At 70.9% G+C, this 18201-nt stretch carries 15 protein-coding genes; 7 read left to right on the top strand and 8 right to left on the bottom strand.

Annotated features, from left to right (window positions below; translation table 11 throughout):
• Nucleotides 1-157 precede the first annotated feature (157 nt).
• Together metH and Q7A36_RS04615 are read right to left on the bottom strand one after the other, a co-directional pair.
• Nucleotides 158-3664, bottom strand: coding sequence for a methionine synthase (metH, locus tag Q7A36_RS04620; RefSeq protein ID WP_305102488.1), 3507 nt, complete (start codon nt 3662-3664; stop codon nt 158-160).
• A gap of 19 nt (nt 3665-3683) precedes the next feature.
• Entirely contained in the window at nt 3684-4640 is a 957-nt protein-coding gene (locus tag Q7A36_RS04615) for an ArsR/SmtB family transcription factor (RefSeq protein WP_305102487.1), read from the bottom strand.
• Nucleotides 4641-4700: 60 nt separating this feature from the next.
• Between Q7A36_RS04615 and Q7A36_RS04610 the strand changes: the two genes are divergently transcribed.
• Nucleotides 4701-5069 (top strand): hypothetical protein, encoded by a 369-nt coding sequence (locus Q7A36_RS04610; protein WP_305102486.1) that lies wholly within the window; start codon nt 4701-4703, stop codon nt 5067-5069.
• 135 nt (nt 5070-5204) lie between these two features.
• Here Q7A36_RS04610 and fghA read toward each other — a convergent pair whose 3' ends face one another.
• The 3 genes from fghA to Q7A36_RS04595 all read right to left on the bottom strand — a co-directional run bounded on the left by fghA (nt 5205) and on the right by Q7A36_RS04595 (nt 8097).
• Complete coding sequence (fghA, locus tag Q7A36_RS04605) at nt 5205-6056, bottom strand: S-formylglutathione hydrolase (RefSeq protein ID WP_305102485.1); 852 nt, start codon at nt 6054-6056, stop codon at nt 5205-5207.
• A gap of 1 nt (nt 6057) precedes the next feature.
• The gene (locus Q7A36_RS04600) at nt 6058-7185 is read right to left on the bottom strand and encodes an S-(hydroxymethyl)glutathione dehydrogenase/class III alcohol dehydrogenase (RefSeq protein ID WP_305102484.1); all 1128 of its coding nucleotides are present in this window, start codon (nt 7183-7185) and stop codon (nt 6058-6060) included.
• 138 nt (nt 7186-7323) lie between these two features.
• Nucleotides 7324-8097: an SDR family oxidoreductase gene (locus Q7A36_RS04595; RefSeq protein WP_305102483.1), complete on the bottom strand. Its 774-nt coding sequence runs from the start codon at nt 8095-8097 to the stop codon at nt 7324-7326.
• Between the two features lie 93 nt (nt 8098-8190).
• Here Q7A36_RS04595 and Q7A36_RS04590 point away from each other — a divergent pair, with 93 nt between their 5' ends.
• Complete coding sequence (locus Q7A36_RS04590; protein ID WP_305102482.1) at nt 8191-8592, top strand: cupin domain-containing protein; 402 nt, start codon at nt 8191-8193, stop codon at nt 8590-8592.
• Nucleotides 8593-8847: 255 nt separating this feature from the next.
• Here Q7A36_RS04590 and Q7A36_RS04585 read toward each other — a convergent pair whose 3' ends face one another.
• On the bottom strand, nt 8848-9333 hold the full coding sequence (locus tag Q7A36_RS04585; RefSeq protein ID WP_305102481.1) for a flavodoxin family protein: 486 nt from the start codon (nt 9331-9333) through the stop codon (nt 8848-8850).
• A gap of 242 nt (nt 9334-9575) precedes the next feature.
• On the opposite strand from Q7A36_RS04585, the gene Q7A36_RS04580 reads away from it, so the two are divergent.
• The gene (locus Q7A36_RS04580; RefSeq protein ID WP_305102480.1) at nt 9576-10130 is read left to right on the top strand and encodes a nucleoside 2-deoxyribosyltransferase; all 555 of its coding nucleotides are present in this window, start codon (nt 9576-9578) and stop codon (nt 10128-10130) included.
• Between the two features lie 532 nt (nt 10131-10662).
• Here the strand turns inward: Q7A36_RS04580 and Q7A36_RS04575 are convergent.
• Nucleotides 10663-11706: a TAXI family TRAP transporter solute-binding subunit gene (locus tag Q7A36_RS04575; RefSeq protein WP_305102479.1), complete on the bottom strand. Its 1044-nt coding sequence runs from the start codon at nt 11704-11706 to the stop codon at nt 10663-10665.
• Between the two features lie 406 nt (nt 11707-12112).
• Here Q7A36_RS04575 and Q7A36_RS04570 point away from each other — a divergent pair, with 406 nt between their 5' ends.
• The 4 genes from Q7A36_RS04570 to Q7A36_RS04555 all read left to right on the top strand — a co-directional run bounded on the left by Q7A36_RS04570 (nt 12113) and on the right by Q7A36_RS04555 (nt 15892).
• Nucleotides 12113-13084 (top strand): Bug family tripartite tricarboxylate transporter substrate binding protein, encoded by a 972-nt coding sequence (locus Q7A36_RS04570; RefSeq protein ID WP_305102478.1) that lies wholly within the window; start codon nt 12113-12115, stop codon nt 13082-13084.
• A 196-nt stretch (nt 13085-13280) separates the two neighbouring features.
• On the top strand, nt 13281-14528 hold the full coding sequence (locus Q7A36_RS04565) for an Hsp70 family protein (RefSeq protein ID WP_305102477.1): 1248 nt from the start codon (nt 13281-13283) through the stop codon (nt 14526-14528).
• Between the two features lie 66 nt (nt 14529-14594).
• Nucleotides 14595-14858: a DUF2171 domain-containing protein gene (locus Q7A36_RS04560; RefSeq protein ID WP_305102476.1), complete on the top strand. Its 264-nt coding sequence runs from the start codon at nt 14595-14597 to the stop codon at nt 14856-14858.
• A 158-nt stretch (nt 14859-15016) separates the two neighbouring features.
• Nucleotides 15017-15892 (top strand): polysaccharide deacetylase family protein, encoded by an 876-nt coding sequence (locus tag Q7A36_RS04555; protein ID WP_305102475.1) that lies wholly within the window; start codon nt 15017-15019, stop codon nt 15890-15892.
• 3 nt (nt 15893-15895) lie between these two features.
• On the opposite strand, the gene Q7A36_RS04550 is transcribed toward Q7A36_RS04555, so the two are convergent.
• Entirely contained in the window at nt 15896-18166 is a 2271-nt protein-coding gene (locus tag Q7A36_RS04550; protein ID WP_305102474.1) for a molybdopterin guanine dinucleotide-containing S/N-oxide reductase, read from the bottom strand.
• Between the last annotated feature and the right edge of the window lie 35 nt (nt 18167-18201).

Below are 18201 nucleotides of genomic sequence, written 5' to 3'. Positions count from 1 at the left end.
CCTCCTGCCGGCGCCCGGAGCGCGGCCACTCACCCTGCCAAATCCGGCAGGAGCATGACAGACGCTGCGGCCTTGCCGAAAGCCTTTGCGGGACCTGAAGGATTCGTCAGACCCCGCAGGGCCGGCGGCCCCGGCCATCCCCGGACGGCAAGGACGATCAGACGGAGAAATATTTCGCCCTGGGGTGGTGCAGCACGATCGCGCTGGTCGATTGCTCCGGATGCAACTGCCACTCATCGCTGATGGAGACGCCGATCCTCTCGGCCTGCAGCAGCCGCAGCAGCGGCTCCTGGTCCTCGAGTCGCGGGCAGGCCGGGTAGCCGAAGCTGTAGCGGCCGCCGCGATAGCCCTGGCTCAGCATCTTCTCCATGTCGCGGTCGTCGTGCTGGGCGAAGCCCCATTCCGCGCGGATGCGCTTGTGGACGTATTCCGCCATCGCCTCCGCCATCTCGACCGACAGGCCGTGCAGGTAGAGGTAGTCCTGGTAGCGGTTGTCCTCGAACCAGTCGCGCGCCATGTCGCTGGCCTTCTGGCCGACGGTGACGACCTGCAGGCCGATGACGTCGCGGTTCGCCGGCCCGTCCTCGATGTCGCGGACGAAGTCGGCGATGCACTCGCCATCCTGCTTCGGCTGGCGCGGCAGGGTGAAGCGGCAGGCCTCCGTCACCCCGTCCTCCTCGAAGAGGACCAGGTCGTTGCCCTGCCCCGCGCATTTCCAATAGCCGTAGATCGCCTGCGGCCGGAGGATGTCCTGCGCCTCCGCCAGCGCCAGCATGCGCTTCAGCACCGGGCGCAGTTCCTGCTTCGCCCAGCCGAGGAAGTCCTCCAGGCTGCGGCCCTGCTTCCGGAAGCCCCACTGGAATTGATAGAGGCTGCGCTCGTTGATGAAGGGCACCACGGCCTTGGGCGCCGCCTCGATCACCCGGGCACCCCAGAAGGGCGGGTCGGGGATCGGCTCGCCCTCCGTCATCCGCCGCCGGCGTCCTTGGGCGTAGTTCACGTCCACCGGGGCAAAGCCGCGCGGATCGGCCTGGCCCAGGGTGCGGCTCTCGTTCCGCGACTTGCCCTTGCGCTTCTGCTGGATGGCGGCGAGGTAGTCGTCGAAGCCGTTGCCCGTCACCTTGTCCATCAGGTGCAGGCCGTCGAAGGCATCCCGCGCATAGGCGACGCGGCCCGTGGTCTCCCCATGGGCATAGGCGCGGACGCAGTCGTCCTCCACGTAGTTCCGCGTCAGCGCGGCGCCGCCGAGGAGGACGGGCACGTCGAGGCCGATGCGCGACATCTCCTCGAGGTTCTCGCGCATGACGACGGTGGACTTCACCAGCAGGCCGGACATGCCGATGGCATGCGCCTTGTGCTCGCGCGCGGCGGCGACCATGTCGGCCAGCGGCACCTTGATGCCGAGGTTGACCACCCGGTAGCCGTTGTTGGTGAGGATGATGTCGACCAGGTTCTTGCCGATGTCGTGCACGTCGCCCTTGACGGTCGCCAGCACAATGGTGCCCTTCTCCTGCCCCTCCAGCTTCTCCATGAAGGGCTCGAGATAGGCGACGGCGGCCTTCATCGTCTCCGCGCTCTGCAGCACGAAGGGAAGCTGCATCTTGCCCGCGCCGAAGAGCTCGCCCACCACCTTCATCCCGTCGAGCAGGATGTCGTTGATGATGGAGAGCGGCGCGATCCCCTTGTCGAGCGCGTCCTGCAGCTCCGCGTCCAGCCCCTTGCGGTCGCCGTCGACGATCCGGTCCTTCAGCCGCCCCTCGACCGTCTCCGCCTTCTTCTTGGCGGCCGTGTCGGCGGCCTTGCGGCCGGCAAACAGCTCCAGCATGCGCTGAAGCGGGTCGTAGCCCTCCCGCCTGCGGTCGAAGATCAGGTCCTCGGCGACCTGCACCTCCTCGGCCGGGATCTGGTGCAGCGGCTTGATCTTGGAGACATGCACGATCGCCCCCGTCATGCCGGCCTTCACGGCATGGTCGAGGAAGACGCTGTTCAGCACGTGCCGCGCTGCGGGGTTCAGGCCGAAGCTGATGTTGGACAGGCCGAGAATGATCTGGATGTCCGGGAATTCCTCCCGGATCATCCGGATCCCCTCCAGCGTCCATTGGCCGAGCTTGCGGTCGTCCTCGTTGCCCGTGGCGATGGTGAAGGTCAGCGGGTCGATCAGCAGGTCGCTCTGCGGCAGGCCGTGCTTGTTGCAGGCGAAGTCCACCAGGCGGCGGGCGATCCGCAGCTTGTCCTCGGCGGTCTTCGCCATGCCGACCTCGTCGATCGTCAGCGCGATGACGGCGGCGCCGAACTTCTTCGCCAGCACCAGCCGGTCCTGCGCATGGCCCTCGCCATCCTCGAAATTGATCGAGTTGATGATGGACTTGCCGCCATGCAGCTTCAGCGCGGCCTCGATCACCGGCGTCTCGGTCGAATCGATCACCAGCGGCGCATTCACGCTGGAGGTGAAGCGCCTGATGACCTCGCTCATCTCGGCCATCTCATCGCGGCCGACGAAGGCGGTGCAGATATCGAGGCTGTTCGAGCCTTCGCCGACCTGCTCGCGGCCCATGGCGACGCAGCCGTCCCAGTCATGCGTCGCCTGCCGCTCCCGCCAGGCCTTGGAGCCGTTGGCGTTGCAGCGCTCGCCGATGGAGAAATAGGCGTTCTCCTGCCGCAGCGAGACCGCGCCATAGAGCGAGGCGACGGAGGGCACCCAGTGGTACTTCCGGGCAACCGGCGCCGGCCGCCATTCGCCGTGCCGCCGCAGCATGGCGTCCAGCGCCGCGATATGCGGGGTGGAGGTGCCGCAGCAGCCGCCGATCAGGTTCACCCCGTCCTCGCGGACGAAGCGCTCCATCCACACCGCCATCTCCTCGGCGCCGAGGGGGTAGTGGGTCTTGCCGTCCACCAGCTCCGGCAGCCCGGCATTGGGCTGCACGCTGATCAGGCCGGGCCAGTTCTGGCTGAGGAAGCGGACATGCTCCGCCATCTCCTGCGGGCCCGTCGCGCAATTCAGGCCGATCAGCGGCACGTCGAGGGCATGGACGACGGTCGAGGCGGCGTGGATGTCCGGGCCGACCAGCAGCGTGCCGGTGGTCTCCACCGTCACCTGGACGAAGATCGGGATGTCGCGGCCGCCCGCGCGGATCGCGGCCTTCGCCGCATTGACGGCGGCCTTGATGTAGAGCGTGTCCTGGTTGGTCTCGGTCAGCAGCGCGTCCACGCCGCCGGCGATGAGGCCGCGGCACTGTTCCTCCAGCGCCGCCTGCAGCCGGTCATACTCGATATGGCCGAGCGAGGGCAGCTTGGTGCCGGGACCGATATCGCCGATGACCCAGCGGTCGCGGGAATCCGAGAAGCTCTCCGCCGCCTCGCGCGCCAGCTCGCCCGAGAGCCTGTTGATCTCGAAGGCGCGGCCCTCGAGCTCGAACTCCCCGAGCGTGACCGGGGAACCGCCGAAGCTGTTGGTCAGCACCATGTCGGCGCCGGCCTCGTAGTAGCCGCGGTGGATCTCCCGCACCAGGTCGGGGCGGGAGAGGTTCAGCACCTCCGTGCAGTTCTCCTTGCCCCAGTAGTCCTTGTCGATGTCGAGGGTCAGCGCCTGCACGCGGCTGCCCATGCCGCCGTCGCAGAGCAGCACGCGGTCGCGGAGGGCATCGAGGAGGTGCGGACGGGCCATGGGAGAGGGGATTCCGGAATCAAAAGGTCAGAACGGAGGTGGTCTGGGCGGCGACATGGCCGGGCAGGCGCCGGGCCGGCCAGAGCCGGACATCGAGCGGGCCGGGCACCGTCACCGCGGGCTGCGCCGCGCAGCCGGCGGCGCCGAGCCAGCCGGCGATCGCCGCATCGTCGAAGCCGGGCCAGCGATGCGCCTGCTGCTCCAGCAGGTCGGACTGCTCGTGCGGGGCGAGGTCGATGACGACCAGCAGCCCGCCGGGCTGCAGAACCCGCGCCGCCTCGGCCAGCGCCGCGGCCGGGTCCTCGGCATAGTGCAGCACCATCTGCAGGGCGGCGGCGTCGAAGGCGGCATCCGGCAGCGGCAGCCGGTACATGTCGGCCTGCCGCACGGCGCAGCGGCCGGCCAGGCCGCGTTCCGCGAGGCGTGCGCGGGCCAGCGCCAACATCTCCCGGCTGGCATCGATGCCCAAGCCCCGCTCGGCGCGGTCGGCCACGAGTTCCAGCAGGCGGCCGGTGCCGGTGCCGATGTCGAGGAAGCGCTCGATCGCCGGCGGCAGCAGGCCGAGCAGCGCCTCCTCGATCGCCGTGGCCGGCAGGGTGAGCGCGCGCATCTCGTCCCAGTCGGCGCCGTCGCGGCGGAAGGCGTCCGAGGCCTCGCGCGCGCGCTCGGCGGCGAGCCGGACGGCGGCGCGGCGATCGGCGGCCAGCAGCGGGTCGTCCTCCGGCAGGCGGGCGAGCAACAGGCGGGCCAGGTCGACGCCGGGGGGAAGCTGGAAATAGGCATTGGCGCCCTCGGGCACCCGCTCCAGCAGCCCGGCCTCGACCAGCAGCTTGAGATGGCGCGAGAGGCGCGGCTGCGACTGGCCGAGGACGTCGCAGAGATCGGTCACGCAGAAGGCCCCGCGGGCGCAGAGGGCCAGCAGGCGGAGGCGGGTCGGCTCGGCGGCGGCGCGCAGCTGGGCCAGGAATTTGTCCATGGGGCTGGTAATGACATAAAGATATCCTTATGTCCAGCATCCATACCGGAGGGTGAACGCGTGGCCTGGAGCCTGGATGCCCGTATTCCCCTGGTCGTGACGGCGACCGAGGCGGACCTGGCGGCGGCCCTGGCCGCGGGCCCGAAGGCGGCAGTGCTGGCCGAGGCGCCGCCCCCTGCCCTGCCCGACAGCGCCGTGGCGCTGGCGAGCTTCGACATCGCCCTGCCGCATGCCGCGGCCTGCACCTGCTGCGGCGGGCGGTCGCCGGCGGCGGCGGCGCTGGACCGGCTCTTCCAGGCGCGGGTGCGCAGCCAGTGCCCGTGGTTCGACCGCGTGGTGGCGCTGGCGGAGACCGTGGCGGCGCAGGCCGAGATCGCGGCAGCGCTGCGCGAGGATGCCGTGACGGCGGCGCGGTTCAGGCCGGCCTGAGGCGCGCCGATGGCCACAGCGCCGCAGGGCCCGGATGCCTGAATCGGCCCGCCCAACATGCAGGGTGCGCCGATGACCGAAGGGCCAGATGGCCCAGATCGCCCCGCCCGACATGCGAGGCGCAGGCCGCCCGTGCTACGCCAGGCCGAGGCGCCGGGCGTGCCAGCGCAGGTGGTCCTCCACGAAGCTGGCGATGAAGAAGTAGGAGTGGTCGTAGCCCTCCTGCCGCCGCAGCGTCAGCGGGATGCCGGCCTTGCCGCAGGCCTCCTCCAGCAGTTCGGGCTTGAGCTGGCTCTCGAGGAACCCGTCCGCCGTCCCCTGGTCCACCAGGATGTCCGCGACGCGCGCCCCGTCCTCGATCAGCGCCGTCGCGTCGTAGTCCCGCCAAGCCGCGCGGTCCGGACCGAGATAACCGCCCAGCGCCTTCTCCCCCCAGGGGCAGCGCAACGGCGAGCAGATCGGCGCGAAGGCCGAGACCGCAGCGAAGCGCCCCGGGTTGCGCAGCGCGATGGTCAGCGCGCCATGCCCGCCCATGGAATGGCCCATGATGCCCTGCCGCGAAAGGTCGGCCGGCAGCGCGGCGCCGACCAGCTCCGGCAGTTCCCGCTCGACATAGCTCCGCATGCGGTAGTTCTGCTTCCAGGGCTCCTGCGTCGCATCCACGTAGAAGCCGGCGCCCAGGCCGAAGTCGTAGGCCTTGTCCGGGTCGTCCGGCACGCCGTCGCCGCGCGGGCTGGTGTCGGGCGCGACCAGCAGCAGGCCGAGTTCGGCCGCGACGCGCTGCGCCCCGGCCTTGACGGTGAAATTCTCCTCCGTGCAGGTGAGGCCCGCGAGGAACCACACCACCGGCACCTTTGCGCCGCCGAGCGCCTGCGGCGGGAGGAAGGCGGCGAAGCGCATCTCCGTCCCCGTCTCGCGGGAGTGGTGGCGGAGCACGCGCTGCTCCCCGCCGAAGCAGCGCGCGCGGGAGACGACCTCGACCGTCATCTCAGAAGATCACGACGGAGCGGATCGACTTGCCCTCATGCATCAGGTCGAAGGCGTCGTTGATTTTCTCGAGCGGCATGGTGTGGGTGATCAGGTCGTCGATGTTGATCTTCTTCTCCATGTACCAGTCGACGATCTTCGGCACGTCGGTGCGGCCGCGCGCGCCGCCGAAGGCGGTGCCCTTCCAGACCCGGCCGGTGACGAGCTGGAAGGGGCGCGTGGCGATCTCCCGACCCGCCTCGGCGACGCCGATGATGATGCTCTGGCCCCAGCCGCGGTGGCAGCATTCGAGCGCCTGGCGCATGACATTGACATTGCCCGTCGCGTCGAAGCTGAAATCGGCGCCGCCATCGGTCAGGTCGACGATCGCCTGCACGACCTTGTCGTTGCCGACATCCTTCGGGTTGACGAAGTGGGTCATGCCGAATTTCTTCGCCATCTCCTGCTTCGCGGGATTGATATCCACGCCGATGATCTTGTCGGCGCCGACCATGCGGGCGCCCTGGATGACGTTGAGGCCGATGCCGCCGAGGCCGAAGACGACCACGTTCGCGCCCGGCCAGACCTTCGCCGTATAGATCACCGCGCCGATGCCCGTCGTAACGCCGCAGCCGATGTAGCAGATCTTGTCGAAGGGCGCGTCCTCCCGCACCTTGGCGACGGCGATCTCCGGCAGCACCGTGAAGTTGGAGAAGGTGCTGCAGCCCATGTAGTGGAAGATCTGGTTGGACTGCGCCCGCGCCGGCTCGCAATGGAAGCGGCTGGTGCCGTCCGGCATCACGCCCTTGCCCTGGGTGCCGCGGATCGCCGTGCAGAGGTTGCTGCGCTGGCTGAGGCAGGTTTTGCACTGCCGGCATTCCGGCGTGTAGAGCGGGATGACGTGGTCGCCCGGCTTTACGCTGGTGACGCCGGCGCCGACCTCCCGCACGATCCCGGCGCCCTCATGCCCAAGGATGGCGGGGAAGAGGCCCTCGGAATCGAGGCCGTCCAGCGTATAGGCATCGGTGTGGCAGACGCCGGTCGCAATGACCTCGACCAGCACCTCGCCGGCCTTCGGCCCGTCCAGGTCCACGGTTTCGATGGTCAGCGGCTTCTTCGCCTCCCAGGCCACGGCGGCGCGCGTCTTCATCCCCATCTCCCTCCCGTGTGAGGTGGCGCATCCTGCGCCAGCGGCCGGACATGCCCAACGCACGTCCTCGGGGGCGAGGATGCACGCCGGCGCCGGTTTCGCAACGGCCCGGCGCGCGCCCCGTTCCCCGGCGACGCGTTACTCCGGCGCGTCGCCCGCCGCGCCGAAGGCCGTCCAGCCGCCATCGACCGGGACGGTGATGCCGGTGACGTAGCTCGCCGCCGGGCTGGCGAGGAACCAGGCGACCTCGGCGATCTCCTCCGGCCGCGCGAGGCGGCCGAGCGGCGCGCGGCGGGTGATCGCGCCGGTGTCGATCTTGCCCTCGCGCTCCAGCGCCTCGACCAGCGGCGTCCGCACATAGCCGGGGGCGATGGCGTTCACCCGGATCCCGCGCCGACCCCATTCCGCCGCCAGGCTGCGCGTCAGCGCCATGATGCCCGCCTTGGCCGCGCCATAGCCGTTGCGCCGCGGCAGGCCGACCATCCCGGCCATGGAGGCGAGGCTGACGATCGCCCCGCCGCCGCGCGGCAGCATCACCCGCGCCGCCTCCCGCGAGGCGACGAACGTCCCCTTCAGGTGGATGTCGAGCTGGCGGCCGAAATGCTCGCCGCTCTGCTCCAGCGTCGGCTGGATGCTGTCGGCGATGCCAGCATTGTTCACCAGCACGTCGAGGCGCCCGAGGGTCTCCGCCACCCGCGCGACAGCGGCCGCCACCTGCGCCTCCTGCGCCACGTCGCAGGCGAGGCCGAGATGGCCGGCGCCGAGCTCGCGCGCCCTGGCCTCCGCCGCCTCGCCGCGGAGGTCGGCGATCGCCACCCGGTGGCCGCCGGCGGCGAAGCGCCGGGCGATCGCCCAGCCGATCCCCTCCGCCCCGCCGGTGACCAGCATCACCGGGCTGTCCTGCTGCGCCATGGCCGTTCCTCCTCCTCGGTCCTGTGCCGTGCAGCTTCCCCCGGCACGGGCCGCGGTGGAATACTGTCCGCGCAACGCCGCGGAGGACCGGTCATGGCCGCCACCACCCCTTTCCTCGCGGGCGAGGACCGGCTCGGCCCCCTCGCCTCCCGCTACGTCAAGGTCTCCGACCTGCCGTGGAAGCCGACCCCGACGCCGGGGATCGAGATGAAGGTGCTGCTGCAGGAGCCGGAGACGGGGCTGCTCACCGCCCTCTTCCGCTGGGCGCCGGGGGCGGAGCTGCAACTGCACGAGCATGTCGAGATCGAGCAGAGCTTCCTGCTCGCGGGCAGCCTGGTGGACGAGGAGGGCGAGGTGGTCGCCGGCGACTATGTCTGGCGGCCCAGGGGCAACCGGCATGTCGCGCGCTCGCCGGACGGGGCGCTGGTGCTGTGCTTCTTCCTCCGCCCCAACAAGTTCCTGGAGGGCGAGCTGGCCGGGACGGAGCTGAAATGAGGCCCGCGCGCCGCACCGCGAAAATCGCCTCAATCCGGCTCAACCGCGCCGAAGACGCGTAAAATCCACTGAGTCCGATCCGGCCCCAATCCGCGGAACGCCAGCTTCGGCGCAGCTTTCCGGACGGGAAATTTTAGAATTTAGGAATTGAGCGGCCCCGCGGCGCCTCACCGCGCCGCCCGGCGGGCAGGGCTCCGCCGCTGACCATATTCCTATAGACCGGGCCGCCGGGCAGCGCAACGGAAAGCCGCGCGGTCAGAAGATGCCCATCGCCAGCCCGGCGGCGAACGCGGCGCCGAGCTCCTCGCAGCGCGCGAGGTCCGCGGGCGGGAGGGTCTTCGGGGCCAGGATCGCCTCCGGCGTCTGCGCCCGGGTGCAGAGGATCAGCGGCTCCGCCACCGCGCGCAGGCGCCAGCCGGTGGCGATCCGCGCGGCCTGGCGCGCGGCGCCGGTGCCGTCGGAGCCGGCGGCGATCAGCAGGGCATAGGGGCGGCCGTTCAGCCGATCCAGCACCGGGTAGTAGCACCGGTCGAAGAACTCCTTCATGGCGCCGGAGAGGGCGGCGAGGTTCTCCGGCGCGGCGAAGAGGTAGCCATTGGCGGCGAGCAGGTCGTCCGGCCCCGCCTCCTCGGCGCGCAGCAGGCGGGTCTCGGCCTCGGGCGCGGCGCCGCGGGCGGCGGCCTCCGCCATCTGGCGGGCGGCGCCGGTGCGGGAGTGGTGGACGATCAGCAGCCTCGGCATGCCGCGGATATGGGGCGGCCGCGCGGCGGGCGCGATGTGCGCGGATCGCGGGGCGGGTGCGCCGGAACGGTGCCTGCGGACGCGGCGGGGTGGCCGCGCGGCGCGGCGGTGCGCGCGCGGATGGTCGGGCGGCCACGCGCCGGAGCGGTGCGCGCGGGGGTCCCGCAGCGGCGCGCACGGGGATGGCGGAGCAGCGATGGCGGGACCATGCTGGCCGGCCGCACCGTCCCGGGAGACCGCCCATGCCGAAGCGCGCCTATCTCGCCGGCCCCGATGTCTTCCTGCCCGAGGCCGCGGCGCATGCCGCGCGGAAGGTGGCGATCTGCGCCCGCCACGGGATCGAGGGGCGGCCGCCGCTGAACGAGGACATCGCCTCCCTCGCCGCCCTGCCGGAGGCCGAGGCCTGGCGCAGCATCTTCGCCAAGGACCTGGCGATGATGGAAGACTGCGACCTGGTGATCGCCAACCTCACGCCCTTCCGCGGCGCCTCGGCGGATGCGGGGACGCTGGTGGAGCTTGGCTGGTTCCTCGGGCGGGGGAGGTCGGCCTTCGGCTATTCCAACTGCGCCCTGCCCTTCGCCGAGCGGAGCGCCCGGCAGGTGGCGGCGGTGCCGGACCCGATGCCGGGGCTGACGGTGGGTGGCTTCGGCCTGCCGGACAACCTGATGATCCCGGGGGCGGTGCTCTGGGCCGGCGGCGCGGCGATGGTGGTGCCGGAGGATGGGCGGGACCGGGCCTTCGACTCGCTCGAGATGTTCGAGCGCTGCGTGGCGGTGGCGGCCGGGCGGATGGGGTAGCCCGGCCGCGCTCCCGTCCGGTTGGACGCACGTCAGTCGCCGCCCAGGCTCTTCTCGAGGGCCGCCGCGCAGATCGGCCCGGGCGCGTCCGGATCTGCAATGCCATGGCCCAGGATCCGCGCGCCGGGCAGGCAGGTGCGGAGGGTCCGCAACTCCCCTTGTCGTTCGGCTTTCCCGCGCGCGCATCTCGCCTCTTCGGCCATGCAGGCGGCGACGCATGCATCGCGTCTCGGATCGATGCTGAAGAAGCGGGCGTGACATTCGCTGATGCAGGACCGGCGCTTCGCCTCGCACTCGGTCTGTGCCGCCGCGCGTGTGGGGTCCGCGGAGACCAGGCCAAGGATGGCGCAGGCGAGGAGCCGCAGTGGAACCGCAGAACGATGCGTCATCTGCCGAGGTCTGAATCGGCTCGCCCAACATACAAGGGCGTGCGCGTCGGAGGCAGGAGAACATGCGTCGCTGCACGCCTGTCTACCGGAAGGGCGATCGAGCCGCGATGGAAGAGCATGGCCGGTCCGGACGGATATGACGTTCAGCGCTGCGGCACTTCGGCAGGCGCGCGCTGCTGGCCGGTGACGCGGTGCCGGTCGATCCACTCCTGCGCCGGGGTGAAGCGCCGCAGACCGGCGACCTGTGCCGTGATGTTGACGTCTCTCCAGGCGGGATGGAAGCCGGGTGCGCGAAACTGGTCGATGCGGTCGAACAGGTGATCCACCAGGCGCGCAAGCCTTGCGTAGCGGTCCGAATTCTGCGGCCAGTTATAGGCGACGAGGATGGTCGGCACCGAGATGGTCGCGACATCCTGGCCTTCCGGGATGAGCTGCGGATAGTCCTTCGAAGTCAGGACCGACGGGAGATAATAGTCGAGGAAATCCCCCTCCGTGACGTCCACCGGGAGGAACTTGAAGCCGGGATCCCAGCGCCCGCGCAGGAAGGCATCGACCGGCTTCGAGGTGACGAAGACGACCGCCGCGATGCCGCCCTCGCCCCTGCGCATCTGCTCGAGCGCGATCGGGTGCGGGATGAAGGTCCTGTCGACCTCGAGCTTGAGGCGGTCGAAGATCAGCGGGCCGGAATAGGCTGCGGTCGTGCCGGGCGTGTTGAAGTTGACCTTCTTGCCCTTGAGGTCGGCGAGCGACTGGATTTCCGGGCGGACGAAAATATGCAGTTCCGAGGGGAAGAGGTTGAGGATGTAGCTCACGCGCTGGTCGATGTTCGGCACCAGGGTGCGGAACTGCTCGAGTGCATCGGCATTGATGATCGCGGCGTCGATGCCGCGCAGGTACAGCAGCGCCTCGATATTGTCCCTTGGACCGCGGGTGACGACGGGGAAGACGCGGAGAGCCTTGCTCTCGTCGACCTCGTCGACCACGCGGGCGATCTCGGTGGCGAAGCGGACCGGCGCTCCCTCGAGCAGGCCGCCGGCCAGGCCCAGCGTCCAGGCATTGATCTTGGCGACCGTCTGGGCGTTGCTCGGCGGCCGGCCGGCACGCGACTGCGCCGCGGCAGGTGTGAGTGCCTGCGCCAGGCCGGCGAGAAGAATGACGATGCCAACTCCGATTATCGGCACGCGCATGGAACTTCCGGTCCGCCGTGAAGGCGAGGAGCGTGGCATGTCGGCGGACCTGCCAGAACGCCGGCGGCCCGTCAGGTGTCGCAAAGTTGCGTGAATGTCCCACGGCCGTAAGCAGCGTGACCCGAGCGGGACGAGGGTGCGTGCCCTGCGCGCAGGCACGAACCAGCGGCAGCGGCAGCCCCTGCCGCCTGCCTGTTCCGGCGGGCCGACACCGCATGGAACCGCGGCCCTGAGCGCGTCGTGCGCCACGGTCCGATGGCGACGGCGCCGCGGCACGAAGAGCGATGGCGCACCGATCGTTCCTTGCCTGCGCCGGCCACGCATTCCGGGACCGTATGTTGTACGCCATCTCCGGCGGGGTATAGGCTGGCCCGATGTCATTCGCTCCTGACATGGATCCAGTTTGATGCAGACCCGCCGCGCGCTCCTGGCCGCCTCTGCCGCGCTGACCGCCACCGCATCATCTGCCGGAAGGGCGGCGTCGTGGCCCGAGCGGCCGATCCGGTGGATCGTCGGCTTTCCGCCGGGCGGCGCGCCGGATCTCCTCACGCGGATCCTGGCGCAACGGCTGGAGGTTGAACTCGGCCAGCCCATCGTGGTGGAGAACCGGCCGGGCGCGGCCGGCAATCTCGCCGCGGCGGCGCTTGCCCGGACCGCGCCGGATGGCTCGACATTCGGCACGCTCTTCGCCGCGACGCTCGCGGTCAACCGCCATGTCTACCGGAACCTCCCCTTCGACCCGCGGCGCGACTTCACGCTCATCAGCGAGTTCGCGCGCTTCCCCTCTGCGGTGATGGTCCATCCCTCCGTTCCGGTGTCGAGCATCGCCGAGCTCGGTGCCTGGATGAAGGCGCAGGCGACGCCGCCGATCTGCGCGACGCCGGGCGCGGGCGTCATCCCGCATCTGGCGACGGAGATGCTGCTCCGCCGGCTGGGGGTACGCTGCGAGCTGGTGCATTACCGCGGCAATCCGGATGCCCTGCGCGACCTGGCCGCCGGCCGGGCGCAGATCATGGTGGACGCCTTCCCGACGGCGCTGCCCCTGGTGCAGGACGGCCGTGCCCGCGCGGTGGCGGTCACCGGCACCCGCCGCTCGCCGCTCCTGCCGGAGGCTCCCACGGTCGCGGAGACGCTGCCGGGCTTCGAGACGGCGTCCTGGCTCGCCGTCGGCGCCCCCGCAGGCCTGCCCGAGCCGATCGCCGCGCGGCTGGGCGCCGCCGTGATGGCCGCGGCCCGCGACCCGGACACGGCGCGGCGCTTCGCCTCGCTCGGGGCGGAGGCCATCGGCTCGACCCGTGAGGACCTCGCGGCGCGCGTCGCGACGGAGGACAAGCGCTGGGGCGACCTGGTTCGCGCCGCCGGCATCACCGCGGAATAGCAGCGCCTTCCGCAGCGGGCCCGCGTTGGGCAACCCCGTCCGGCACTGACCCTGTCGCGCGTCCCTCGCGTCCGTCATGCGGCGGCGCGGGGCGTCGCCGTGACGGTGTCATGGCGATGCGCATTCCGGTCGACCCGTTCCTGCCCGCCGCGGCGAAGCCTGGACACGCCGCCGCTCACCTGCTCCACCCGTGCCCATGCGCCCCAGCATCGGAATCGATTTCGGCACGACCAACAGCGTGGTCGCCGCGCTCCGCCCGGATGGCAGCGTCGCCACGCTCGACCACGCCGCCGGCGCCGTCTTCCGCTCCGTCCTCTGCCTCTGGCAGGAGGGGCGCGGGGCGACGCGCCTCGCCGCCGGGCCGGCGGCGATCGAGGCCTATCTGGAGGACCCGCTCGCCAGCCGGCTCATCATGTCCATGAAGTCCTATCTGGCGCAGCGCAGCTTCCGCGAGACGCGCATCCATGGTCGCGCATGGACGCTGGAGGCGCTGGTGGCCGCCTTCCTGCGCGAGCTGCTCGGCCCCTTCGCCGCCGAGTTTGCGGGCGCCCGCATCGTGGTCGGCCGCCCCGTGCGCTTCGCCGGCGAGACGGCGGACGACGCCTTCGGCGAGGAGCGGCTGCGCGCCGGCTTCGCCGCCGCCGGGCTGCCGGAGGTGAGCGTCGCGCTCGAGCCCGCCGCGGCCGGGCACCGCTTCGCCGCCACGCTCGACCGCCCCGCCACCGTGCTGGTCGGGGACATGGGCGGCGGCACCAGCGACATCTCGGTCATGCGGTTCGAGCCGGGGCCGCCGCGGCGCGTGCTGCCCCTCGGGCACGCAGGCGTCGGCATCGCCGGCGATGCGCTGGACTACCGGATCATCGACCGGGTGGTCTCGCCGCTGCTCGGCAAGGGCGACCAGTACCTGGTCTGGGGCAAGCCGATGCCGATCCCGGTCGGCTGGTACCTCGCCTTCGCGCGCTGGCACCAGCTGTCCATGATGCGGGCACCGAAGGTGCTGGCCGACATCGCCGAGGTGGCCCGCACCGCCGAGCATCCGGAGAAGCTGCGGAACCTAGTCACGCTGGTGGAGGAGGAGGCGGGCTATGCCCTCTACCGCGCCGTCTCGGGCGTGAAGGCGGCGCTGTCGCGGGCGGCGGAGGCGGTGCTGGAGTTCCGGCACGAGGGCTTCGTGGTGCGGGCAGCGATCGCGCGGGCCGATTTCGAGTCCTGGATCGCGCCCGACCTGGCGCGGATGGATGCGGCGATCGGCGCGGCGCTGGGGGATGCCGGCCTCCCGGCCGCGGCGGTGGACCGGGTGTTCCTCACGGGCGGCACCTCCCTGGTGCCGGCGGTGCGGGCGCTCTTCGAGCGGCGCTTCGGCGCGGATCGGATCGCTGGCGGCGGGGAGTTCGTCTCGGTCGCCGAGGGGCTGGCGCTGATGGGGGCCGAGGCACCGGGCTGACGCCGCTGCATCCTTTCGCCCGCTGACCCGTTGCAGCCCGGGACCCAGCAACGAAGGGAACACGGCATGAGCGGACACGCCTCCCAGGTGAAGGAGCACATGGAGGTCGTCGGCAGCGACGGCCAGCATGTCGGCACGGTGGACAAGGTCGAGGGCGACCGGATCAAGCTGACGAAGCAGGACGACCCGGATGGCAGCCACCAGCACCACCACTACGTCGCGGTCAGCGGCATCGCCTCGGTCGAGGGCAACAAGGTGAAACTCAACATGCCGGCGGAGCGGGCCAAGGCGCAGGCTACGATGACCGGCGGGTCCAGCCCGGCACGCTGACAGGAAGGGCGGGGAGGAAGTATCCTCCCCGCACCCCTCCTCTATTTCTGTGAGTCTTGCACCTGCCGCGCGTCGGGTGCCGACTCCCAGAAAGGAAGGGTGGGGCCCGGGGAGGGAACACTTTTCCCTCCCCGGTCTTCCAGAACGGGGGAGCCACCATGCCGAAAGAGATCCTCTGCGCCTTCAGCATCCATTGCGACGCGGTCGCGGGATGGCTCGGCAGCTACATGGGCGAGGACAGCCCGGGCGACATCAGCCGCGGCGTCTTCGCCGCCGAGGTCGGGATGCCGCGCATCCTGCGGCTCTTCGAGCGCTTCGGCCTGAAGCAGTCCTGGTTCATCCCCGGCCATACCATCGAGTCCTTCCCCGAGCAGACCGACATGGTGGCCAAGGCCGGCCACGAGATCGGCCTGCACGGCTACAGCCACGAGAACCCGCTGGCGCTGTCGCGGCAGCAGGAAGAGGCGATCTTCGACAAGTGCATCGGCCTGATCGAGAAGCACTGGGGCCGCAAGCCCGTGGGCTATGTCGCGCCGTGGTGGGAGGTCAGCGCGACCTCGATCGAGATCCTGGTCGAGCGCGGCATCGCCTATGACCACTCGCTGATGCACCATGACTGCCTGCCCTATTACGTCCGCACTGGCGATGCCTGGACGCCGATCGACTATTCGAAGCCCGCCGAGAGCTGGATGACGCCCTTCACCAAGGGCCAGGTGACGGACCTCGTGGAGATCCCGGCGAGCTGGTACCTCGACGACCTGCCGCCGATGATGTTCATCAAGAAATTCCCGAACAGCCACGGCTATGTCTCGCCGCACCAGCTCGAGCAGATCTGGCGCGACCATTTCGACTTCATCTACCGCGAATACGACCACGCCGTGGTGCCGATGACGATCCACCCGGACGTGTCGGGCCGGCCGCAGGTGCTGCTGATGCTGGAGCGGTTGATCGCCCATATGCTGAAGCACCCCGGCGTGCGCTTCGTCACGCTCGAGGAGATGGCGGCCGATTTCCGCAAGCGGAACCCGAAATAGCCCCTACCCCGGCGGCGTGAAGGCCTTCACCGGCGGCAGATTGCCGGTGAAGCGCTCCACCTGCACCGTGGCGAGCTGCCCGGTGCAGCCCTGCGCGAGGCGCGAGGTGCCGACATCGCGCGTCAGCACGTTCGGGTTGCCATGGACGCAGAGCGGCTTGTCCTCTGCCGGGTCCTCCGGGTCGTACCAGGCGCCGGTCGGCAGGTTGACGACGCCGGGCATGACGGCATCCGTCAGCTCGGCCGCGGCGAGGCAGGCGCCGCGGGCATTGAAGAGCCGGACGATGTCGCCATCGGCGATGCCGCGCGTCGCGGCATCGGCAGGGTGCATGCGCATCACCTCGCGGCCCCGGCGCTTGGTCTCCTGGCTGTGGCCGCCGAAATCGAGCTGGCTGTGCAGCCGCGTCGCCGGCTGGTTCGCCACCAGCCGCAGCGGCGAAGCGGCGTCGGGCACGTCGCGCGGCGCGAGCCAGGCGGGATGGCCGGGACAGTCGTCATAGCCGAAGCCGGCTATGGTGCCCGAGAACAGCTCGATCCGCCCGCTCGGCGTCGGCAGCGGCGCGCCGGCGGGATCGTCGCGGAAGGCACGCAGCATGCCGCCATCGTCCGGCGCCTGCGGCAGTTCCAGGTATCCCGCCCGCCAGAAGGCCTCGAAGTCCGGCGCCTCGAAGCCTTTCTCCCGCATGTCCTCGGCGGTGCGGTCGTAGAGGTTCTGCAGCCATTCCCGCGCGCTGCGGCCTTCGGTGAACTCGGCCTCCTTGCCCAGCCGCGCGGCAAGGTCGGCGAAGATCGCGTAGTCGTCGCGCGCCTCGCCGAAGGGCTCGGCCAGCCGGTGCATGGCGACCATCAGCGGGTCGGTCTGGCTGCTGCCGATATCCTCCCGCTCCAGCGTCATCGTCACCGGCAGCACGATATCGGCATGGCGCGCCGTCGCGGTCCAGGCCTGCTCGTGCACCACCAGCGTGCCGATGCGGCGGAAGGCCTCCCGCAGGCGGTTGAGATCCTGGTGGTGGTGGAAGGGATTGCCGCCGGCCCAGTAGACCAGGTCGATCTCCGGATAGGTCAGGCGCTGGCCGTTGTAATCATACGCCTCGCCGGGATGCAGCAGCATGTCGCTGATGCGCGCGACGGGGATATGGGCGCCGACGCGGTTGCGCCCCTGCGGCAGCGCAGCCGTCGAGACCAGGTTGTTGCGCCGGCCCGTATGCCCGAGCGCGCCGAGCGCATAGTGGTAGCCGCCGCCGGGCAGGCCGACCTGGCCCAGCACGCAGGCGAGCGCGAGGCCGGCCCAGACCGGCTGCTCGCCATGCTCGGCGCGCTGCAGGCTATGCGCGACAGCGACCAGCACGCGCCGGCCCGGCAGCCGCGCGGCCAGCGCCGCGATGCGCTCGGCGGACAGGCCGGTGATGGGCGCGGCCCAGGCGGCGTCCTTCGGCTGGCCGTCGCTGCGGCCCATCAGATAGGCCTCGAATTCCGGCCAGCCCGTGGTGCAGCGCTCGAGGAAGCCGCGGTCGTGCCGCCCCGCCGCGACGATCGCGTGCATCAGCGCCAGCATCAGCGCCGTATCGGTATTGGGCGTGATGGGCAGCCATTCCGCCCGCGCCTCCGCCGGGCAGTCGTCGCGCAGCGGGCCGACCAGCAGGAACTCGCAGCCGCGTTCGGCGGCGGCGCGCATGCTGTCGCGCTCGATGTGTTGGCTGATGCCGCCGCCCGCGACCATGCTGTTCTTCAGCGCCAAGCCGCCGAAGGCCAGCACCACCTCGCTCTGCGCGGCCACCGCCTCCCAGGTCACGTTGCGGCGGCTGAGCGATTCCATGGGCCCGACGACATGCGGCAGGATGATGCCGGAGGCGCCGGCGGAGTAGCTGTTGACGCTGCGCACATAGCCGCCGAGCGCGGTGTTCAGGAAGCGGTGCACCTGGCTCTGCGCATGGTGGAAGCGCCCGGCGGAGGACCAGCCATAGGACCCGCCGAAGATCCGCTCCGCCGGCGTCCGCGCCAGCACCTCCGCCAGCAGGCCGAGGGCGCGGTCCCAGGAGACGGCAACGAACTCGTCACACCCGCGCTGCGCATCGGGGCCGGGCCCGCGTTCCAACCAGCCGCGTCGCACCGTGGGCCGGGCGATCCTTGCCTCGTGCCGCAGCGCATCTGGAAAATTCTGCAGGATGCGGTTCGGGTCGGGATCGCCGGCATGCGGCCGCACCACCAGCCTGCCGTCCTGCCAGCCGCCCTCGAAGACGCCCCAATGCGAGCTGTGCGGACGGAATGCGGTCATGCCGGGCTGCCCCTCCCCTGAAAGGGGGCAGACTG

Origin of the sequence: Paracraurococcus lichenis, from assembly GCF_030657435.1 — a bacterium.
Taxonomy (GTDB): Bacteria; Pseudomonadota; Alphaproteobacteria; order Acetobacterales; family Acetobacteraceae; genus Paracraurococcus; species Paracraurococcus lichenis.
The sequence above is the reverse complement of the archived record's forward strand: the minus strand, read 5'-3'. Positions and strand labels throughout refer to the sequence as shown.